At 64.0% G+C, this 18,169-nt stretch carries 18 protein-coding genes and 1 pseudogene; 13 read left to right on the plus strand and 6 right to left on the minus strand.

Annotation, left to right across the window (positions count from 1 at the left end; all coding sequences use genetic code 11):
- Nucleotides 1-117 precede the first annotated feature (117 nt).
- From BVH06_RS21710 to BVH06_RS21720, 3 genes are read right to left on the minus strand one after another with little or no spacing between them, the layout of a single operon-like run.
- Nucleotides 118-570, minus strand: coding sequence for a DUF2489 domain-containing protein (locus BVH06_RS21710; RefSeq protein ID WP_075935445.1), 453 nt, complete (start codon nucleotides 568-570; stop codon nucleotides 118-120).
- The gene (locus BVH06_RS21715) at nucleotides 560-763 is read right to left on the minus strand and encodes an SEC-C metal-binding domain-containing protein (RefSeq protein ID WP_075935446.1); all 204 of its coding nucleotides are present in this window, start codon (nucleotides 761-763) and stop codon (nucleotides 560-562) included. Before BVH06_RS21715 ends, BVH06_RS21710 begins: the two co-directional genes overlap by 11 nt.
- 5 nt (nucleotides 764-768) lie before the next feature.
- Nucleotides 769-1,266 carry an LEA type 2 family protein gene (locus BVH06_RS21720; protein WP_075935447.1) on the minus strand — a complete coding sequence of 166 codons (498 nt, stop codon included), beginning with the start codon at nucleotides 1,264-1,266 and terminating at the stop codon, nucleotides 769-771.
- 209 nt (nucleotides 1,267-1,475) lie between these two features.
- On the opposite strand from BVH06_RS21720, the gene BVH06_RS21725 reads away from it, so the two are divergent.
- On the plus strand, nucleotides 1,476-2,018 hold the full coding sequence (locus tag BVH06_RS21725) for a hypothetical protein (RefSeq protein ID WP_075931358.1): 543 nt from the start codon (nucleotides 1,476-1,478) through the stop codon (nucleotides 2,016-2,018).
- 9 nt (nucleotides 2,019-2,027) lie between these two features.
- Here BVH06_RS21725 and BVH06_RS21730 read toward each other — a convergent pair whose 3' ends face one another.
- Complete coding sequence (locus tag BVH06_RS21730) at nucleotides 2,028-2,510, minus strand: YchJ family protein (protein WP_075935448.1); 483 nt, start codon at nucleotides 2,508-2,510, stop codon at nucleotides 2,028-2,030.
- A gap of 2 nt (nucleotides 2,511-2,512) precedes the next feature.
- Nucleotides 2,513-3,010 (minus strand): DUF6231 family protein, encoded by a 498-nt coding sequence (locus tag BVH06_RS21735; protein WP_075931356.1) that lies wholly within the window; start codon nucleotides 3,008-3,010, stop codon nucleotides 2,513-2,515.
- A gap of 442 nt (nucleotides 3,011-3,452) precedes the next feature.
- Here BVH06_RS21735 and BVH06_RS26095 point away from each other — a divergent pair.
- The 3 genes and pseudogenes from BVH06_RS26095 to BVH06_RS21750 all read left to right on the plus strand — a co-directional run.
- A pseudogene (locus tag BVH06_RS26095) lies at nucleotides 3,453-3,809 on the plus strand (OmpA family protein); the annotation flags it as partial.
- A gap of 154 nt (nucleotides 3,810-3,963) precedes the next feature.
- Complete coding sequence (locus BVH06_RS21745; protein WP_075931354.1) at nucleotides 3,964-4,275, plus strand: DUF1145 domain-containing protein; 312 nt, start codon at nucleotides 3,964-3,966, stop codon at nucleotides 4,273-4,275.
- Nucleotides 4,263-5,027 carry a collagen-like triple helix repeat-containing protein gene (locus BVH06_RS21750; protein ID WP_075931353.1) on the plus strand — a complete coding sequence of 255 codons (765 nt, stop codon included), beginning with the start codon at nucleotides 4,263-4,265 and terminating at the stop codon, nucleotides 5,025-5,027. The genes BVH06_RS21745 and BVH06_RS21750 overlap by 13 nt, the downstream gene beginning before the upstream one ends.
- 190 nt (nucleotides 5,028-5,217) lie before the next feature.
- On the opposite strand, the gene BVH06_RS21755 is transcribed toward BVH06_RS21750, so the two are convergent.
- Nucleotides 5,218-5,679, minus strand: coding sequence for a CopD family protein (locus tag BVH06_RS21755; protein ID WP_075931352.1), 462 nt, complete (start codon nucleotides 5,677-5,679; stop codon nucleotides 5,218-5,220).
- Between the two features lie 254 nt (nucleotides 5,680-5,933).
- Here BVH06_RS21755 and dinG point away from each other — a divergent pair, with 254 nt between their 5' ends.
- The 9 genes from dinG (at nucleotide 5,934) to BVH06_RS21800 (ending at nucleotide 17,967) form a co-directional block, all read left to right on the plus strand.
- Nucleotides 5,934-8,078: an ATP-dependent DNA helicase DinG gene (gene dinG, locus BVH06_RS21760; protein ID WP_075931351.1), complete on the plus strand. Its 2,145-nt coding sequence runs from the start codon at nucleotides 5,934-5,936 to the stop codon at nucleotides 8,076-8,078.
- Nucleotides 8,079-8,384: 306 nt separating this feature from the next.
- Entirely contained in the window at nucleotides 8,385-10,652 is a 2,268-nt protein-coding gene (locus BVH06_RS21765; RefSeq protein ID WP_075935776.1) for a beta-agarase, read from the plus strand.
- A gap of 48 nt (nucleotides 10,653-10,700) precedes the next feature.
- On the plus strand, nucleotides 10,701-11,846 hold the full coding sequence (locus tag BVH06_RS21770) for a serine hydrolase domain-containing protein (RefSeq protein ID WP_075935777.1): 1,146 nt from the start codon (nucleotides 10,701-10,703) through the stop codon (nucleotides 11,844-11,846).
- Between the two features lie 86 nt (nucleotides 11,847-11,932).
- Nucleotides 11,933-12,766: an OmpA family protein gene (locus tag BVH06_RS21775; protein ID WP_075935449.1), complete on the plus strand. Its 834-nt coding sequence runs from the start codon at nucleotides 11,933-11,935 to the stop codon at nucleotides 12,764-12,766.
- A gap of 48 nt (nucleotides 12,767-12,814) precedes the next feature.
- A complete protein-coding gene (gene pdxH, locus BVH06_RS21780; RefSeq protein ID WP_075935450.1) occupies nucleotides 12,815-13,462 on the plus strand; it encodes a pyridoxamine 5'-phosphate oxidase in 648 nt (215 codons plus the stop codon).
- A gap of 45 nt (nucleotides 13,463-13,507) precedes the next feature.
- Nucleotides 13,508-14,614, plus strand: a complete 1,107-nt coding sequence (locus tag BVH06_RS21785; RefSeq protein WP_075931347.1) for a sugar diacid recognition domain-containing protein — start codon at nucleotides 13,508-13,510, stop codon at nucleotides 14,612-14,614.
- Nucleotides 14,615-14,759: 145 nt separating this feature from the next.
- Nucleotides 14,760-16,118: a GntP family permease gene (locus BVH06_RS21790; RefSeq protein WP_075931346.1), complete on the plus strand. Its 1,359-nt coding sequence runs from the start codon at nucleotides 14,760-14,762 to the stop codon at nucleotides 16,116-16,118.
- Between the two features lie 54 nt (nucleotides 16,119-16,172).
- Entirely contained in the window at nucleotides 16,173-17,315 is a 1,143-nt protein-coding gene (locus BVH06_RS21795; RefSeq protein WP_075935451.1) for a glycerate kinase, read from the plus strand.
- Between the two features lie 187 nt (nucleotides 17,316-17,502).
- Nucleotides 17,503-17,967 carry a hypothetical protein gene (locus BVH06_RS21800; protein ID WP_070887912.1) on the plus strand — a complete coding sequence of 155 codons (465 nt, stop codon included), beginning with the start codon at nucleotides 17,503-17,505 and terminating at the stop codon, nucleotides 17,965-17,967.
- Nucleotides 17,968-18,169 lie beyond the last annotated feature (202 nt).

Below are 18,169 nucleotides of genomic sequence, written 5' to 3' on the forward strand. Positions count from 1 at the left end.
ATGCGGCGGACTCCTGAAGAAAAAGGGTAGTAGGCGGCGCCTTGGGCGCGAACGGCGCTAAAGGTAGAGAGGCCCATCACGCCTGGCAAGTGGCGCGAGAGGCGATGCGACGTGGGGTTATGGCCGGGTGGCCAGCCCCTCGTCGAGCAACCAGCGCGCCGCCTGGTGAGCCTGCTGCTGATGGGCCTCGTTCAGCTCGGCGAAACGTGCTTCGTGCAGGCGGCGTTCGGCGCGGCTCAGGGCCTGCCAATCGGCGTGGGTCGGTACATGGGCGGTGGCGTCGTAGAGACGCTGGAACACCTGGGCCTGGGGCGTGAGGCTCAGCTCGCTGTCGTAATTGTCGAGCAGCACCTTGATGCGGATGGCACCTTCGATCAGCGGCAGCTGGCCGTCGAGCAGGGAGCTTGCCAACACCCGTAGATCGTCATGCAGGCGCTGGCGTTGCGCGAGGCGCATTTGCGCCTGCTGATGCTGTCTGGCCCAGACCTGGCGCCAGAGATGAGCCGCGTAGAAGGCGAGTGCGCCGACGATCAGTACCGCAAGCAGGATCAGGAGCTGATCAAGCCCCATGGCACTTCTTGAATTTCTTGTCGCTGCCGCACGGGCAAGGGTCGTTACGGCCAATGTCCTTCAGGGCATTGCGTACCGGCTCCTGAGAACCGTGGTTGCAGTGCGGGCCGTGCACATGACCGTGATCGTGGTGATGATCATGGTCGTGATCGTGGTTGCAGTCAGGGCCATGGACGTGGGGTTGCTGGGTCATGCGGGTCACTCCGGAAGATAATCGCCGGGAATTATCTCGCCATTGCGCGCCATGTGCACGCGGCGGCCGAAGAATAATCCGGTTTTCACTTCACCCTGCAGGCGGTAGCGAATCGGCTCATCGGGGTTCTCCAGCAGCTTGACCACCTGGCGCACGTGGCGCCACAGGTTGGTGCGCACGGGAACATCGAACTCCAGGTGCCCCTTGGCCGGCACGGTGAACCAGACTTCCGACTCGCCATCGGCGAGCAGCACGTCGTTCAGGTGCACCACGTATTCGAGGCCGCGTATCGGCAAGCTGACGTCGTTGGGGTTATCGATGCGAAAGCGCAGGACGAAGCGCTGTTCGAGCAGTTTGGCCTTGACCACGTTGACGTCCACGAGGCGTACGTCAGGGTCTTCGAAACTGTCCGAGAACCAAGTCGAGCAGCCGCTGAGCGCCGCGCCCATACCCAGGAATACCATTAGGCTAAGAATTCTTATCATTTGCGCCTGATAAAACATTTCATACTCCGTTCGAGCCCCCAGTGTAACAAGAGACGGCTTGGCTACCCTAGGCCTGTTGTCATTTCATTGCGCAGTGCAGCTCGCAAGGGAAAATGCCGACTGATGCTCGTGCGTGCGCAAAAAGCTGCGTCATACTGGCCTGCATGCATTTAGGTTTTATTGCCGTGGCCGAAATGGCGCGGCGAGCCGACGAGAAGGAAGGGATGATGGCGCGATACGAGATCGCATTTTCCGGTGAGCTGGTGCCCGGTGCTCAGCTGGAGGTGGTTCAGGCCAATCTGGCCAAACTGTTCCAGGCCGATGCACAGCGAATCGCCCAGCTGTTTTCCGGGCGCCGCGTGGTGATCAAGAACAATCTGGACGAGGCCGGTGCCGAGAAGTACCGCAGCACGCTGGAGCGCGCCGGGGCTCGGGTCGAGGTGGTCGATACCGACGCCCAGGTCATCGAGGAAATCGAGCTGGCGCCACCGCCACCGGCCGCACTGGTCAGCCAGGCCTCGGCACAGTCCACCGGGCGATTGGTGGTTGCGCCGCGGGACGAGTACATGGCCGCGTTCGTCGATGTGGATGCGCCGGATTTCGGGGTCGCCGCATTGGGGGCGGATCTGCAGGACGGCAAGGCGCCGGTGGCGGCGCCCGATCTGGATCTGTCTTCGTTCAGCCTGGCGCCGGTGGGCAGCGACATGGGCCAGGCCAAGCCTGCACCGGCAGCGCCAGCGCCGGATACCTCGCATCTCAAGCTGCTTTGAGGTTCACCCCTAGAGGTAGGTCGCGCAGCATTTCTTGAATTTCTGGCCGCTGGCGCATGGGCACGGGTCGTTGCGGCCGGCTTGCAAACCCACGGTCGGGTCGATGAAGTACCAGCGGCCACCGTTCTGCACGAAGGCCGAGCGCTCGCGGTGGCTGTGTTCACCATCGGCGTCGTGCCAGCGGGCCACGAAGGTTACGCGGGCATGTTCGGGCTGGCCGCCGAGCAATTCCGAGTGCTCGACCTCCAGGCCCAGCCAGGTGCTCTGCAGGCTCCAGGCGCGAATGCCGTCCATGTCCAGCTTCGCCTGCTGCGCCGGCAGCGAGGTCGCCACCAGATAATCCACATTGCCCAGCACGTAGGCACTGTAGCGCGAGCGCATCAGGCTCTGGGCGCAAGGCGCCGCCGCGCCATCGTGATAGCGCCCGCAGCAGTCGGCGAGCGAGTCGCCGCTGCCGCATGGGCAGCCGCTTGGAATCGCGTCAGGTTTCATGCTTACCACCAGTACTTTCCAAAATTCTCCGGGTTGGCCCAGAACTTGGCGTTCAGCCAGTCGGGCGCCTGTTTGTATTCCAGCAAATCGTAGGTGAACAGGCTGAGCACCTGCTCGTCGCGCGCGAAGCGTTCACTGACCTGCAGCGCGAGGGCGAAGAAATCGGTGTCTTTCCAGCCACAGGCGGGCAGGTCGACCAGCACCGCCATGCGGCTGGCGTTGAGATTGCGAATGCCACCGAGCAACTGCAGGCCGTCCTTGCGTTGCAAGTGCTCCAGGCAATCGACCACCACGGCGAGGTCGAAACGCTGCGCCGCCAGGTCGCCGGCGAGGCTTCCGGGGGCGGCGTGAGCGATCTGGCTGTGCGGATGTGCCTGTTGATAGGCATTCACTGCTGGCTGTTCGCTGGCGCTCACCAGAAGCAGTCGGGACGGCGCATAACGTTGCAGTAGAGCGGCCAGCGATTGTTGGGGCGTGCGGGGGGATGTGATCTGCGTCATCAGAAACCTCGAAGCGATCACGAAAGACTACCGCGCATGTTCACATTCAACTAGAACTGTTCGGCCTACAGTAATGTCGTAGTGATGTCTGGCAGATTTAAAAGCGGGCGTCTTTAATCCAGAGTGTCGGTTTTTGCGCCGATTCCCATTAGGAGACTTGCATATGAGTATTACAAGGAAAGCGGTACCCCTGATCATTGCGTCCACCTTTCTGACGGGCTGCGCTGGCGTCCAGAAATCCGACTGGCCGACCTGCGCTGCCGTTGGTGGTGTCAGCGGTGCTGCTCTGGGTGCCATCGAAAGTTCGGCCTGGGCAGGTGGTGGTGCGGTAATTGGTGCCGGTTTCGCCGCTGCCTATTGCTGGGTTCACGGCGCTGACGATCAGCAAGTGGCGGTTGTGGAAGAAACCGTCATTGTCGAAGAAACCGTCGCTCCTGAGCCGGTTGCCGAAGCCGTACGTGTAGAGCTGGACGTCAAGTTCGATTTCGACAAGGCGCAAGTCAAGTCGGAAAGCATGGGCGACATCCAGAGCCTGGCTGATTTCATGAAGCAATACCCGCAGACCACTACCGTGGTTGAAGGCCATACCGACTCCGTTGGTACCGACGCCTACAACCAGAAACTGTCCGAGCGCCGTGCAAACGCCGTTCGTGAGGTGCTGGTCAATCAGTACGGCGTGGGCGGTACCCGCGTCAACGCAGTCGGCTATGGTGAAAGCCGTCCGGTTGCTGACAACGCCACCGAAGAAGGCCGTGCGATCAACCGTCGTGTGGAAGCGGAAGTCGAAGCCCGGCCATAAGCCTGACTCGGCCTTCGTGAGCATCCTGACCGGCCCCGTGCCGGTCAGGAACACGGTGTCACGCAATGGACATCGTTTTCTGTCTGACCCTCTGTTTCCCAACCCGTAAACGCAGTAATGTGCCGCACATTCACACTGTGGGATGGGGCGGGCTATGAACGTTATTGCAGGACTGGGCAAGCTGTTGACGACGCTGTTCTGGTGCGTCGTGTTGACCAATCTTATCTCCCCGTATGCCCAACCGTTCGCGCAGCTGCTGACGCTCGCCGGCCTTGCCGTGCTGGGCCTGCACCTGACGGAGCTGGTGCTTTTCAATTCGGCGATTCGGGCACAGCCCCGCGTGGCAATCGAGCGTGCCAAGGTGGTGGCCTTCGGCATGTTTCATCTGTGGTCGCTTTCCGCAGCCGAGCGCGTGGCGGTAGCTGCTCCGCTGAATACCGAGGAGACCGCCCTATGCGCAAGCTGATTGTGCTGGCAGCTCTGTGCTGCCCTCTGGTGACCATGGCGGCGGCCGTTATCGAAGTCGACTCCCACAACTTCACGCGCCTGTCGGCCCACGGCAGCGTGTTGCAGCTCGATCGCGTGGCGGTCGCCGACAGCGGCACGCTGCTGATTCCTGCCGGTATCAGCGAACTGCATATCGGTGAGCTGCAACTGGGCCACGACGCGCAGATCGCCATCGCGCCGTCGAATGAGCGCTTGCTGCTGGATATCGGCACCGGGCGGATCGCCTCGGGCGCCCAGATCAGTGCGCCTGGGGCGCCAGGCACTGCGCGGCAGGCGGCAATTCCCGGACGTACGCTGGTGATTCGCATGCAGTCGGTGACCACCGAGCCATGGCTGCTCGATGCGCGTGGCGGCCGCGGTGCGGCGGGTTACACCGGCCTGGATGGCGCCAACGGCAAGGCCGGCGGTTGTGCCTGGGGCAAGGCCAGCGCCGGCCATGACGGCCAGGACGGTACCGATGGTCACCCCGGCGCAGCGGGCGGGCAGATCCGCCTGGAAGTGCCCAGCGACTTCCCCGTCGAGCATCTGCAAGCACGCCTCGATGGTGGCGCGGGCGGTGCAGCGGGTACGGCTGGCAATGCCGGCAGCGGTGGGGCGAGCAAGGGCTGCTGGATCTACAGCACCAGCGCCGGCCTGGATGGTCGCCCGGGCAGCGCAGGGCAACCCGGCGCCGCGGGCCATGCCGGTCGGCTGGATGTGGTGCGCTTTTGAGCGAAAAGGGCCTTCAGCAGGCCGTGTGAAAACTACTGCGCTCGGTCATGCGGCGTTAAAAACCGGCTGGAATGCCAGCCCAGTCAAAAAGCTCATTTACAGCTCGTAAACTGCGCTTTTTCGCCGGTTTTTGCCTTGCCTGACCTTCGCTCGCTACGTTTTCACACGGCCTGTCACAGGCCCTTTTTCATTAGAGGCTCGGACGCGCCGCGGCAAGCGCCACCACCGCCACGCCAAGCAGAAGGTTGAAGGCGACCAGGCGGCGGATACGTCCCAGTACGGCACCTGCCGTGGGCCAGTCCTGCGCTTCGACGGCGCGGCGCATGCCTGGCAACTGCAAGGCCTGGATGCGCAGGAATAGCGCCAGCATCGCCAAGTAAAGGCCCATCATCACCTGCACGTAGCGCGGTGCCCCATCGAAACCGCTGAAGCCCATGTGCAGCAGGCCGATGCCGCTGACCGGCAGGAGCACGACGGCGATCCACACCCACACGAAGAAGCGGCGAAACACCTCCAGCCACAGCGTCAGGCGCTCCGGGGCTTGCAGCGTGCCGGTCGCCGGGCGCAGCACCATCCACGCGAAGAACATGCCGCCGACCCAGATCAGTGCCGCGAGCAGATGCAAGGTGTAGACGAGAGAGTAGGGGGGCATTCACGCACTCCGGTAGCCAGCGGATCACCTCGACGACGCTGTGCAGCCTTCTATTTGGCTGGTCCTGTAGCATCGGCCGGTCGCTCTCGACCTGCGGTGATCGGTTTCAGAAAGTCGCGCCCGGGCCGCTTGACAGCCGTGCTCTTCATCGGGAGTCGGCAAGCGAGTCAGCACACGGACGATAGGCGCGTTATGATAGCGACCGTTTTCGAATACTGAAAATATATCCAGCCTTTTCGCAGCCAAGATCCTTAATGCTCAGCACCGAACTCAAGACCCAGATTCAGGGCGCCTACACCCGTTTTCTCGAATCCAAGGGCCTCAAACCTCGCTATGGGCAGCGCCTGATGATCGCCGAGGTGGCCAAGGTGCTGGGCACCATCAAGGCCGACGATGAAGGTCGCCGGCTTGGCGACCCCGCCGTGGTGGCCGTCGAGGCCGGCACCGGTACCGGCAAGACCGTGGCCTACTGCATGGCCGCCATTCCTACCGCCAAGGCGGCCGGCAAGCGCCTGGTATTGGCGACTGCCACCGTGGCGCTGCAGGAGCAGATCGTGCACAAGGATCTGCCCGACCTGATGCGCAACAGCGGCCTCAGCTTCAGCTTCGCCCTGGCCAAGGGCCGCGGCCGTTACCTGTGCCTGTCCAAGCTCGATGTGTTGCTGCAGGAAGGCCAGGCGCAGAGTTCCACGGCGCAGCTGTTCGAGGAAGAAGGCTTTCGCATCGACGTGGATGAGGAAGGCCAGAAGCTGTTCACCAGCATGATCGAGAAGCTTGCCGGCAACAAATGGGACGGCGACCGTGACAGCTGGCCGCAGGAGCTGGAAGACAGCCGCTGGGCGCAATTGACCACCGATCACAGCCAGTGCACCGGCCGCCACTGCCCGAATTTCGGGCAATGCACCTTCTACAAGGCCCGCGAGGGCATGGGCAAGGTCGATGTCATCGTCACCAACCACGATATGGTGCTGGCCGATCTCGCTCTGGGTGGCGGTGCGGTGCTGCCCGACCCGCGTGACACCCTGTACGTGTTCGATGAAGGCCACCACCTGCCGGACAAGGCCATCGGCCACTTCGCTCACTTCACCCGGCTGCGCTCCACGGCGGACTGGCTGGAGCAGATCGCCAAGAACCTCACCAAGCTCCTGGCCCAGCACCCGCTGCCGGGTGATCTCGGTCGGCTGATCGAGCAGGTGCCGGAGTTGGCCCGCGAACTGAAGACCCATCAGCAGTTCATGTTCAGCGCCTGCGAACAGGTGGCCGACTTCAAACCCGGCGAAGACATGGAAGGCCGCGAACGGCCACGTCACCGGTTCATCGGTGGCGTGGTGCCCGAGCACCTGATCGAGTTGGGCCTGGAGCTGAAGAAAGGCTTTTCCAAGCTCAACGATCTGTTCACCGGCGTGACCGAAAAACTCAAGGAGGCCATGGACGGCGAGACCAGCATCGGCATTGCTAGCCACCAGGCCGAAGAGTGGTACCCGCTGTTCGGCAGCCTGTTGGCGCGGGCCCAGGGTACCTGGGAACTTTGGCTGGCGTTCACCAGTGAAGACCCCGAGAACAGTCCGCCCATGGCGCGCTGGCTGACCCTGGCCGAAAGCGGCGCGTTGTTCGATATCGAGGTCAACGCCAGCCCGATCCTGGCGGCCGAAACCCTTCGGCGTAACCTGTGGAGTGTCGCCTACGGGGCGCTGGTCACGTCGGCGACGCTCACCGCGCTGGGTACCTTCGACCGCTACCGCATGCGTGCCGGTTTGCCGAAGGTGGCCGCCACCGCGGTGGTGCCGAGCCCGTTCCACCATGCCGACGCCGGTGTGCTGCGCGTGCCGGATCTCAAGGCGGACCCGCGCAATGCCGCCGAGCACACCGCGGCGATCATCCGCGAACTGCCGACGCTGGTGCAGGGCTCGCGCGGCACGCTGGTGCTGTTTTCCTCGCGCCGGCAGATGCAGGACGTGTTCGACGGCCTGGAGCGCGACTGGCGCAAGCGCGTGTTCATCCAGGGCAACCTGTCCAAGCAGGAAACCCTCAACAAGCACAAGGCGCGGGTCGACAGCGGCGAGGAAAGCGTGCTGTTCGGCCTGGCCAGCTTTGCCGAGGGCGTCGACCTGCCGGGTGCCTATTGCGAACACGTGGTGATCGCCAAGATTCCCTTCGCCGTGCCGGACGATCCGGTCGAAGCAGCCCTGGCCGAATGGATCGAAGCGCGTGGCGGTAATCCGTTCATGGAAATCGCCGTGCCCGATGCTTCGCTGCGCCTGGTGCAGGCCTGTGGGCGCCTGCTGCGTACCGAGGAGGATCGCGGCACCATCACCCTGCTGGATCGGCGTGTGGTCACCCAGCGTTACGGCAAGGCGATCCTCAATGCGCTACCGCCGTTTCGACGGGAAATCAGCTGAACGCCTGCTGCCCTGGTAAAAAAACTGCTGCTGGCCCGTCATCGGACATGCGGGCTTTGCGGTAAAGCCCCCATCTGTCGCACTATTGCGCCTGCGCGCGTGATGCGCGGCAAAAGGCTCGTGACGGGATTGTCGCGGGCACTCATATTCGTCGTCGAGTTGCGGGGAGAAGGGGTCTTGAAGGTCAACACCTGGCTGCTGTCGGCCGATCGTTCGGGGCAGTGCGAAGCGCACGCACCCGCCGGTCTGGTCACCAAAGTTCTGTCACTGTGCATCGCTGCAGCCCGTCCTCGACATCCCTTGGCGATGCGGCGTCTGGCGCTGGTCACGCTGCTCGGCCTGCCGGCTCTGGGCCATGCGGCCGATCGCCAGGAGCTGTTCAACTTCGTGCGGCCCATGGACGCCGTGCAGGTGTCTGGTGACAACGCTTACCTGCCCAGCGTCACCGCCGAAAGTGCCGCCCAAGGTGAGATTCTGCGCCGGGTGAGCTTCAATCCCAGTGAACGCCCGACCCTGCGTTTGACGCCGCAAACCGGTACCTGGGACTGGTCCGAGGCGAGCGCCATGAGCCTACGCGTGCAGAACGCCATGGATTGGGCGCTGACCCTGGACGTCACCATCGAAAGCGCCGATGGCAAGCGCCTGACCAGCCAGATCGCTCTGCCAGCCGGCCCGGCGCAGACCCTGTTGATGCCGCTGGGCGCTACCTCGCCGCGCGCACAGGGCATGCGCGCCGGGGCGCCGATGCCATGGCGCTACGATGGCCGCCTGCTGCTGTTGGCGGGAACCGTGAACGGCGAGATCGACGTCAAGAACGTCTCCGCCGTGACGCTGTCGATCCCCAACCCCCAGGCTGCGCAGCACATATTGCTGGGGCGCTTCGGGGTGCGTGGCAGTGACGATCTGGAACAGGCCTACAAGGGTATCGTCGACGGCTACGGACAGTTCAGCCGACGCGACTGGCCGGGCAAGATCAAGAATGACGAACAGTTGCGCCAGGGCGTCGTCCAGGAAGACAAGCAGCTGAAAGCCTGGCAGGCCGACCACCCCAGGCAGGACATCTACGGTGGCTGGATTGGCGGCCCGTCGTTCGAGGCCACTGGGTTTTTCCGCACCGAGAAGCGCGGCGGTCGCTGGTTCCTGGTCACTCCGGAGGGCAATCCCTTCTATTCGCTGGGCGTGAACACGGTAATCGGTACCCAGAGCCAGACCTACATCGAAGGGCGCGAGAAGATGTTCAGCGCGCTGCCGGCAGAGGGCGAGCCGCTGGCCGCGTTCTACGGCAGCAGCGACAGCCAGTCGGACACCGGTGCCAACCGCGGTCGCGATTTCGACAGCGGTCGCTGGTATGACTTCTACAGTGCCAACCTGCAGCGCACCTATGGTGAGCAGAAGCCGCAGGCGTGGCGCGAGCGGGCGCAGAATCGCCTGCAAGCCTGGGGCTTCAACACCCTTGGCAACTGGAGCGACAACGATTTCGCCCTCGACAAGCGCATGCCTTACAGCATTCCGCTGTCGATCCATGGCGACTACGCGACCATCAGCACCGGTATCGACTGGTGGGGCGGCATGCCTGACCCGTTCGATCCGCGCTTCGCCATGGCCGCCGAGCGCGCCATCGCCATCGCCACCCGCGACCACCGTGACGACCCCTGGGTGATGGGGTATTACGCCGACAACGAACTGGCCTGGGCCGGCCGGGCGGAAGATCCGCTGTCACGCTATGCGTTGGCCTACGCCACGCTGCGCCTGACTACCGACGTGCCGGCCAAGCGCGCCTTCCTCAAGCAGTTGCGCGACAAGTACCGCAACCAGGAAGGGCTGTCCAAGGCCTGGGGCATCGATCTCAAGGCCTGGGAGCTGATGGAAGACCCAGGCTTCGAAGCGCCACCGGTCAACCCGGCCTACCCGGCGATCGAAAGCGACATGAAGCGCTTCCTGCGGCTGTTCGCCGATACCTACTTCAAGACCATCGCCGACTCGCTGGACTGGCATACGCCCAACCACCTGCTGCTGGGCGGGCGTTTCTCCGCGAGCATTCCCGAGGCGGTAGAGGCCTGCGCCGAGTATTGCGACGTGCTGAGCTTCAACTTCTACACCCGCGAGCCGCAGCAGGGTTACGACTTCGAGGCCCTGCGCAAACTGGACAAGCCGCTGCTGGTCACCGAATTCCATTTCGGCTCCCGTGATCGCGGGCCGTTCTGGGGTGGCGTCGCCGAGGTGTACAAGGAAGAGGAGCGTGGCCCGGCCTATGCCAACTTCCTGAAGAAGGCCCTGGAAGAGCCACAGATCGTCGGCGTGCACTGGTTCCAGTACCTCGATCAGCCGGTCACCGGGCGCCTGCTCGATGGTGAGAACGGCCATCTGGGGCTGGTGGCGATCACCGATCGGCCATGGGACGGCTTCGTCGGTGCCGTGCGCAAGGCCAACCTCAGCGTGCCGCCGCTGGTGCTCGAGCACGCCGCCAAGGAGCCCGAGCCGAAACCGGATGCTGCGCCTGCGGAGGGTGCGGCACCGGCCGCCGAACCGGCTAGCGAGGGCACCGCGCCAGCCGCCGCCGAGCCCAAGCCTTAATCATCCTGCGCCAGCTGGCCTGGCGCCTTTCCCATGCAGGAGCAGTCTGTGCAGATTCAGGGTTACTTCGACCTCAAGTTCGAAGCGGTAAAAGATGCCTTCGCGGCGCTGTTCGACGACCCCCAAGAGCGCGGCGCGGCGCTCTGCGTGCAGGTGGGCGGCGAAACCGTGGTGGACATCTGGGCCGGTGTCGCTGACAAGGACGGCCAGCAGGCCTGGCACAGCGATACCATCCTCAATCTGTTCTCCTGCACCAAACCCTTTACGGCGGTCACCGCCTTGCAATTGGTGGCCGAAGGCAAACTGGAACTGGATGCGCCAGTGGCCCGCTACTGGCCGGAGTTCGCCGCGGCCGGCAAGGAGCGCATCACTTTGCGTCACCTGCTCAGCCACCAGGCCGGGCTGCCGGCGATTCGCCAGAGCCTGCCGGCCGAAGCACTCTACGATTGGCAAACCATGACCGATGCGCTGGCCGCCGAGGCGCCCTGGTGGGCCTTGGGTGAGGGGCATGGCTACGCGCCGATCACCTTTGGCTGGCTGGTCGGAGAGCTGCTGCGGCGTGTCGAGGGGCGCGAGCCCGGTGAGTCGATCGTTGCCCGTACCGCCAAGCCGCTGGGCCTGGATTTCCACGTCGGCTTGGCCGACGAGGAGTTTCATCGCGTGGCGACCATCAGTCGGGGCAAGGGCAACCTCGGCGACGCGGCGGCGCAGCGGATGCTCAAGACCATGATGAGCGACGCCCAGGCGATGACCACGCGAGCCTTCGCCAACCCGCCGTCGATCATGACCAGCACCAACAAACCCGAGTGGCGACGCATGCAGCAACCCGCCGCCAATGGCCATGGCAATGCGCGCAGCCTGGCCGGTTTCTACAGCGGCCTGCTCGATGGCAGCCTGCTCGACAGCGAACTGCTCGCTGAACTCACCCGCGAGCACAGTGTCGGTGAGGACAGAACATTGCTGACGCCGACCCGTTTCGGCCTCGGTTGCATGCTCGATCAGCCCGCCGTGGCCAATGCCACCTACGGCATGGGCCCAGGTGCCTTCGGCCACCCGGGTGCAGGCGGCACCACCGGCTTCGCCGACCCGCAGCGCGACGTGAGCTTCGGTTTCGTTACGAATAACTTGGGGCCGTTCGTCTTAATGGATCCGCGGGCACAGAAACTTGCGGTTATCTTATGTGAGTGTTTTTAAGAACCGCGCTTAAACTGTTGCGCAGTAACGCTTTTAGCTGACTCCGGGTTACCCGGGTGACTTCGACCGATTAGATGGATGAACCGATGCTTTCCTATAAGACTTGCGCGCTGGCGCTTTGCGTACTGCTGACAGGTTGCTCCCTGTTCGAGAAGAAGGAAGATCCCAAGCCGGTCCCCATGCCGCCGCCGGAAGTCACCCAGGCCTGGCTTGACGAGTACGAGCCGCTGGTGCGTGAAGCCATCAAGGACAGCAACTTCGAAATGGAGCGTCGCGAGAACCTGCTGGTGGTCACCGCGCCGGTCAAGGGCTCCTTCAACCCGGATCGCCCGGGCATGCTCCTGCCGGTCACCCTGGGCCCGATCACCCGCGTGGCCAAGGTAATGGAGAAAGACAGCAAGGTCGGTGTGCTGGTACTCGGCCACGCCGACAGCAGCGGTGCCCTGGAGACCAACCGCGAGCTGAGCCTCGAGCGTGCGCGTGCGTTCACCGCCATCTTCCGCCTCAGCGGTCTCAAGCAGGATCGCCTGATGGTCAAGGGCATGGGCCCGGACATGCCGCGCGCCGCCAACGACAGCGCCAATGGGCGTGAACTCAACCGCCGGGTGGAGATTCTGCTGACCCGCCAGGACACCCTGCAGGCCCTGATCGCCAAATACAGCACCCCGGATCCGGCACCGGCTGCCGCCACCGCCATTGCCGCCGCCGACAAGCCTGCCGAGAAAGCGTCTGCCAAGGCTGACGCCAAACCGGCAGCCAAAACCGTGGCCAAAGCGTCTGCCAAGCCAAAGGCCGCGGCCAAGCCGGTCGCCAAACCGGCGACCAAGGCAGTAGCCAAAGCCGCTGACAAACCGGCTGCCAAGAGCGGCACCAAGCTGGCCGATGCCAAGAAAGTGGTTGCCGCAGATCAAGCCAAATAAGGCTTGTCCCGTTAAGCTAGGGTCTTTGTCGCTTTCGAGAGTACGCTCATGACTCAGACCCTGGCCGACATGCGCCGTGATTACACTCGTGATGGGCTGAGCGAGGATCAGGCGCCGCTGGAGCCCCTCGCGCTGTTCAGAAGCTGGTTCGCCGATGCGGTGAAAACCGAGCAACTGCCCGTAGAACCCAACGCCATGACCCTGGCGACCGTCGACGCCGATGGTCGGCCGCACTGCCGTGTGCTGCTACTCAAGGGGTTGGACGAGCAAGGTTTCACCTTCTTCAGCAATTATCAGAGCGCCAAGGGCGAGCAGTTGCAGGTCAACCCCTTTGCCGCGTTGACCTTCTTCTGGCCGACCCTGGAGCGCCAGGTGCGCATCGAGGGCCGTGTCGAGCGGGTTACGCCCGCCGAATCCGACGCCTACTTCCAGGTTCGTCCGCTGGGCAGCCGCCTGGGCGCCTGGGCGTCGCCGCAGAGCCGGGTGATTCATGACCGCGGTGAGCTCGAAGGTCTGCTTGCGCAAACCGAACGGCGCTTCGCCGACCATGCGCCGGAGTGTCCGCCGCATTGGGGCGGTTATCGTCTGCTGCCCGAGCGCATCGAGTTCTGGCAGGGTCGTGCCAGCCGTCTGCATGATCGTCTCGACTATCGCCGCGAAGGCGAAGCCTGGTTGCGCCAGCGCCTGGCGCCCTGACGTCCTCGGGCCGGCACTGTCGGCCTCTATCACGCAGACTCCAGTATGCTCGAGCTCGATTCCACCCTGGCCCAGCACATCGTTGATCGCGCCATGGCCATCCTGCCGTACAACATCAATGTGATGGATGCCCAGGGCATGATCATCGGCAGCGGCGACCCACTGCGGCTGCATACCCGCCATGAAGGTGCCCAATTGGTGCTGGCTAACCGTCGGGTGGTGGAGATCGACGAGCAGGCCGCGACCTGCCTGCGCGGCGTGCGCCCAGGGGTGAATCTGCCGCTGCTGCACGCCGACGAGCTGATTGGCGTGCTCGGCATCACCGGTGATCCCGAGGTGGTAAGGCCCTATGCCGAGCTGGTGCGCATGGCCGCGGAGATGCTGGTCGAGCAGCGTCAGGTGCAGGCCGAGCGCCATTGGCAGCGGCATCAGCTGGATTCCTGGCTGCGCCAGTTGTTCGATCCGGTGGTCAGTGTCACGGCACTGGCTGCCGATGCCGAACGGCAGGGGTTGGCACTGAGTTGGCCGCGTCAGGTGTGCCTGCTGGAACTGCAGGAACAGGGCGAGCCCCTGGCGCAGCGGGCGCGCCTGCTCGCCGCCCTGGCTGGCAAGAAGGAGCATTTGTGTGCGCCGCTGGGGATGCGCGAGCTGGTCTGGTGTCGGCCTCTCGTGGCGGGCCAGGATGACCGGCAATGGCTGGAGGCGGCGGATCAGCGAAGCTGGGGCGTGACGCGCCTGCTGGTCAGCGATCCGCTGCACTCCCTCGAGCAGTTGCGCCAGGCCTGCCTGGCACTGCGTGATCTGCAAGCCTTCGCTACGGCGCGACACCCATCGTTGCGGGTGCTGGCACTCGACGAGCATCGCCTGGCCACCTTGCTACATGCCCAGCGCCACAGCTGGTTGCTGCAGGGCTGGCTGGCGCCATTGCGGCAGGTGCTGGCGCAGGATGCCAACGGCGTGCTGCGCGCTACCCTCGAGGCCTGGTGCGCCCATGACGGTCAGGTGCAGAGCTGCGCCGACGCCTTGGGCATCCACCGCAACACCCTGCGCTATCGCCTGGAGCGAATCGGCGAACTCAGCGGTGTCGAACTGACACGTCTGGATCGGCGCCTGCAACTGTCGCTTGGGCTGGGGCTGATAGAGCCCGAGTGACCTCTCGGGCGTTAGTGGTGCGGGTGCACAATATGGGCTTTTCGTTGCGCTTTGTTGTTGTGCGAGTGAACAGGGTGTCGTCCCTCGTTACTGGGCGACAATGCCGAGCACCTGGCAACTCACATAACAACAAGAGGAAACCGGCATGGTTCTGGTTCTGATCCTGGTCGCACTGATCGCCTTTATCGTGGTGTCGACCACGCGTCTCAAGCTGCATCCCTTTCTTGCCTTGCTGATTGCCGCGATCGTCGCGGGCTTCGCCTATGGGTTACCTCATCAGGACATTCTCAAGACTGTCGCTACGGGCTTCGGCGGCATTCTGGGCAACATCGGCGTGGTGATCGTGCTGGGCACCATCATCGGCGTGATTCTCGAGCGCAGCGGCGCGGCCATTACCCTGGCCGAGACGGTGATCAAGCTGCTGGGAGAACGCTTCCCGACGCTGACCATGTCGATCATCGGCTACATCGTGTCGATTCCGGTGTTCTGTGATTCCGGCTACATCATCCTCAACTCCCTTAAAAACGCCCTGGCTGCGCGCATGAAAGTGTCGGTGATCGCCATGAGCGTTGCCCTGGCGACCGGGTTGTATGCCACTCACACCTTCGTGCCGCCGACTCCAGGGCCGATCGCAGCGGCCGGCAACCTCGGTCTCGAGTCGAGCCTGGGCCTGGTGATCGCCGTGGGCCTGTTCGTGGCCATGGTTTCCGCGCTCGCCGGCTTGTTGTGGGCCAACCGTTTCGTTGGCAAGGATATCGCGCTGGAAGACGACGGCACACCGATGCCCGGTGCCGAGGATTTCGAGGCGCTGAAGGCAAAGTACGGCGTGCTGCCTAGCGCCACCCAGGCCTTCGCGCCGATTCTGGTACCCATCGCACTGATCTGCCTGGGTTCGATCTCGGTGTTCCCCAGCCGCCCGCTGGGCGACGGCACGCTGCAGGCGGTGCTGAGCTTCCTGGGGCAGCCGGTGGTGGCGCTGCTGGTCGGCTTGGTGCTGGCCTGCACGCTGCTGCGGGGTAACGGCAAGCGTCAGCAGCTACATGACCGGGTGACCGATGGCATCCTGTCCGCTGCGCCGATCATCCTGATCACCGGTGCTGGTGGGGCATTCGGCGCCGTGCTCAGCGCCTCGCCGCTGGGCGCCTATCTGGGCAGCACGCTGTCCGCGCTGGGTATCGGTTTGTTCATGCCGTTCCTGGTCGCCGCTGCGCTGAAGACCGCACAGGGTTCTACTACCGTAGCTATGGTCACCACCTCGGCGATGGTCGCACCACTGCTTGGGCAGATCGGCCTGGACAGCGAAATGGGTCGCGTACTCACCGTTCTGGCCATCGGCGCCGGAGGCATGACCGTTTCGCACGCCAACGACAGCTACTTCTGGGTCGTCACCCAGTTCAGTCGCATGCCGGTGGCCGTTGCCTACCGCGCACAAACCATGGCTACGCTGATTCAGGGCCTGGTGGGTATTACCACGGTATGGCTGCTGAGCCTGGTTCTCCTGTAAGCCTGTTCAATCGCGGCGCTCGAGGGCGCCGCGCTGTTTTTCGAGGTCGTCTGCATGAAAATCGTCATCGCTCCTGATTCCTTCAAGGAGAGCCTGAGCGCGCCCGAGGTGGCCCAGGCCATCGCTCGCGGCTGGCTAGCCGTATACCCGGACGCCGAGATCGCCCTCTGCCCCATGGCCGATGGTGGGGAGGGCACCGTGGATGCGGTACTTGCGGCAACGGGAGGTGAACGTCGCGAACTGTCCGTGATGGGGCCGCTGGCCACTCCGGTGAATGCCCATTGGGGCTGGTTGGGCGACGGCACGGCAGTGATCGAGATGGCCGCTGCCAGCGGACTGCACTGGGTACCGAGCGCCCAGCGCGATGCTCGGGTGACCAGTAGTTACGGAACGGGCGAATTGATCACTGCCGCTCTGGATGCCGGGGCCACGCGAATCATCCTCGGTCTTGGTGGCAGCGCTACCAACGATGGTGGCAGCGGGCTGCTGCGGGCGCTGGGCGTACGTTTTCTCGACGCGGTCGGCAATGAGCTGTGCCCAGGTGGCGCGGCTCTGGCTTCGCTGCAACGCGTTGACCTCAGCGGGTTGGACGAGCGGCTACAGGGCGTGCAGGTCGACGTCGCGGCGGATGTGGATAATCCACTGTGCGGGCCCAAAGGCGCATCGGCGGTGTTCGGCCCGCAGAAGGGCGCGAGCCCGGAGCAGGTGGAAGAGCTCGATGCAGCCCTGGCACGCCTGGCCGAAGTGGTCGGTGAGGCACTGAGTGAGGACTTCAGTACATTTCCCGGCGTCGGTGCCGCCGGCGGCCTGGGCTTCGCCGCCAAGGCATTTCTCGGCGCACGCTTTCGTCCCGGCATCGAATTGGTCGCCGAGCTTTCCGGGCTGGCCGATGCCATACGTGGCGCCGATCTGGTCATTACCGGAGAAGGGCGTCTGGATGCCCAGAGCCTGCATGGCAAGACGCCGGTTGGGGTCGCACGTGTGGCTAAAGCTCAGGGCGTACCGGTGATCGCTCTGGCCGGCAGCCTGGGCGAAGGCTATCAAGCGGTACGTGACGCCGGCATCGAAGCCTGTTTCAGCCTCGCCCCTGGGCCGATCACCCTGGAGCATGCCTGTGCCAATGCCGGGCCCGAGCTCGAAGCGCGTGCAGCCGATCTGGCCAGGTTCTGGCGCCTCGCTCGAGGCGCGCGCCCCTAGCGATCGATCCTTCCGCCTGCGCGGCGGTTGTGACGATTACCCGGCTCGGCTGTCTATACTGCTGTCGGGTGGCGAACTGGCCACCCTGTACGGCTGCTGAACAGATGACGCAATTTGTCAGCAATCACAGTGACCGTCCTGGCGGCCAAGCTGTCATAGGGTTATCAGTCCAGTCTGGAGAATCGTCATGCTTAAACCTGGTCTTTTCGCTGTCCTGTTTGCTGCAGCGACGCTCACCCTCGGCGGCTGCGCATCCAGCCTGACCGGCGACAGCTATTCGCGCGATGAAGCGCGTGCCGTACAGACCGTGCGCATGGGCACTATCGAATCCCTGCGCCCCGTGAAGATCGAAGGCACCAAAACGCCGATCGGTGGCGGCGCGGGCGCGGTGATTGGCGGCGTGGCCGGCAGCGGCGTTGGTGGCGGCCGCGGCTCGGCGGTGGCAGCCGTAATTGGTGCGGTAGCTGGTGGCCTGTTGGGCGCCGCGGCTGAAGAGGGCATCACCCGCACCCAGGGTGTGGAAATCACCGTGCGTGAAGATGACGGCAGCATGCGTGCTTATGTGCAGGCAGTCGAAGAGAACCAGATCTTCCGTGTAGGCGATCGTGTACGCATCATGACCGTCAACGGCACCAGCCGCGTGACTCATTAACGGCGACATGGCGTAATGCGTACCAGGGCCGAATCAGTTCGCTGATTCGGCCTTTTCGTTTGCGCGGCGTGAAGCCCGGATTAGAGAGGCTGGTGGTCGGTGCCTAGGCAAATCGCAAAGCGCACTGGAGATAGTTTTAGTAATAATTCTATCCATGACGCCGAGTCGATAGCTAAGCATAATCGAAGGCGTTTCTTGGCTG

Origin of the sequence: Pseudomonas sp. PA27(2017) (assembly GCF_001945445.1) — a bacterium.
Lineage (GTDB): Bacteria > Pseudomonadota > Gammaproteobacteria > Pseudomonadales > Pseudomonadaceae > Aquipseudomonas.

What these genes read in the sequence shown, in the direction of transcription:
- BVH06_RS21725 (WP_075931358.1), top strand. Translation starts at nt 1,476, where the DNA reads ATGGCGCGATACGAGATCGCATTTTCCGGTGAGCTGGTGCCCGGTGCT.
- BVH06_RS21785 (WP_075931347.1), top strand. Translation starts at nt 13,508, where the DNA reads ATGCTCGAGCTCGATTCCACCCTGGCCCAGCACATCGTTGATCGCGCC.
- BVH06_RS21765 (WP_075935776.1), top strand. Translation starts at nt 8,385, where the DNA reads ATGCGGCGTCTGGCGCTGGTCACGCTGCTCGGCCTGCCGGCTCTGGGC.
- BVH06_RS21710 (WP_075935445.1), bottom strand. Translation starts at nt 570, where the DNA reads ATGGGGCTTGATCAGCTCCTGATCCTGCTTGCGGTACTGATCGTCGGC.
- BVH06_RS21750 (WP_075931353.1), top strand. Translation starts at nt 4,263, where the DNA reads ATGCGCAAGCTGATTGTGCTGGCAGCTCTGTGCTGCCCTCTGGTGACC.
- BVH06_RS21715 (WP_075935446.1), bottom strand. Translation starts at nt 763, where the DNA reads ATGACCCAGCAACCCCACGTCCATGGCCCTGACTGCAACCACGATCAC.
- BVH06_RS21735 (WP_075931356.1), bottom strand. Translation starts at nt 3,010, where the DNA reads ATGACGCAGATCACATCCCCCCGCACGCCCCAACAATCGCTGGCCGCT.
- dinG (WP_075931351.1), top strand. Translation starts at nt 5,934, where the DNA reads ATGCTCAGCACCGAACTCAAGACCCAGATTCAGGGCGCCTACACCCGT.
- pdxH (WP_075935450.1), top strand. Translation starts at nt 12,815, where the DNA reads ATGACTCAGACCCTGGCCGACATGCGCCGTGATTACACTCGTGATGGG.
- BVH06_RS21755 (WP_075931352.1), bottom strand. Translation starts at nt 5,679, where the DNA reads ATGCCCCCCTACTCTCTCGTCTACACCTTGCATCTGCTCGCGGCACTG.
- BVH06_RS21775 (WP_075935449.1), top strand. Translation starts at nt 11,933, where the DNA reads ATGCTTTCCTATAAGACTTGCGCGCTGGCGCTTTGCGTACTGCTGACA.
- BVH06_RS21795 (WP_075935451.1), top strand. Translation starts at nt 16,173, where the DNA reads ATGAAAATCGTCATCGCTCCTGATTCCTTCAAGGAGAGCCTGAGCGCG.
- BVH06_RS21790 (WP_075931346.1), top strand. Translation starts at nt 14,760, where the DNA reads ATGGTTCTGGTTCTGATCCTGGTCGCACTGATCGCCTTTATCGTGGTG.
- BVH06_RS21720 (WP_075935447.1), bottom strand. Translation starts at nt 1,266, where the DNA reads ATGTTTTATCAGGCGCAAATGATAAGAATTCTTAGCCTAATGGTATTC.
- BVH06_RS21730 (WP_075935448.1), bottom strand. Translation starts at nt 2,510, where the DNA reads ATGAAACCTGACGCGATTCCAAGCGGCTGCCCATGCGGCAGCGGCGAC.
- BVH06_RS21800 (WP_070887912.1), top strand. Translation starts at nt 17,503, where the DNA reads ATGCTTAAACCTGGTCTTTTCGCTGTCCTGTTTGCTGCAGCGACGCTC.
- BVH06_RS21745 (WP_075931354.1), top strand. Translation starts at nt 3,964, where the DNA reads ATGAACGTTATTGCAGGACTGGGCAAGCTGTTGACGACGCTGTTCTGG.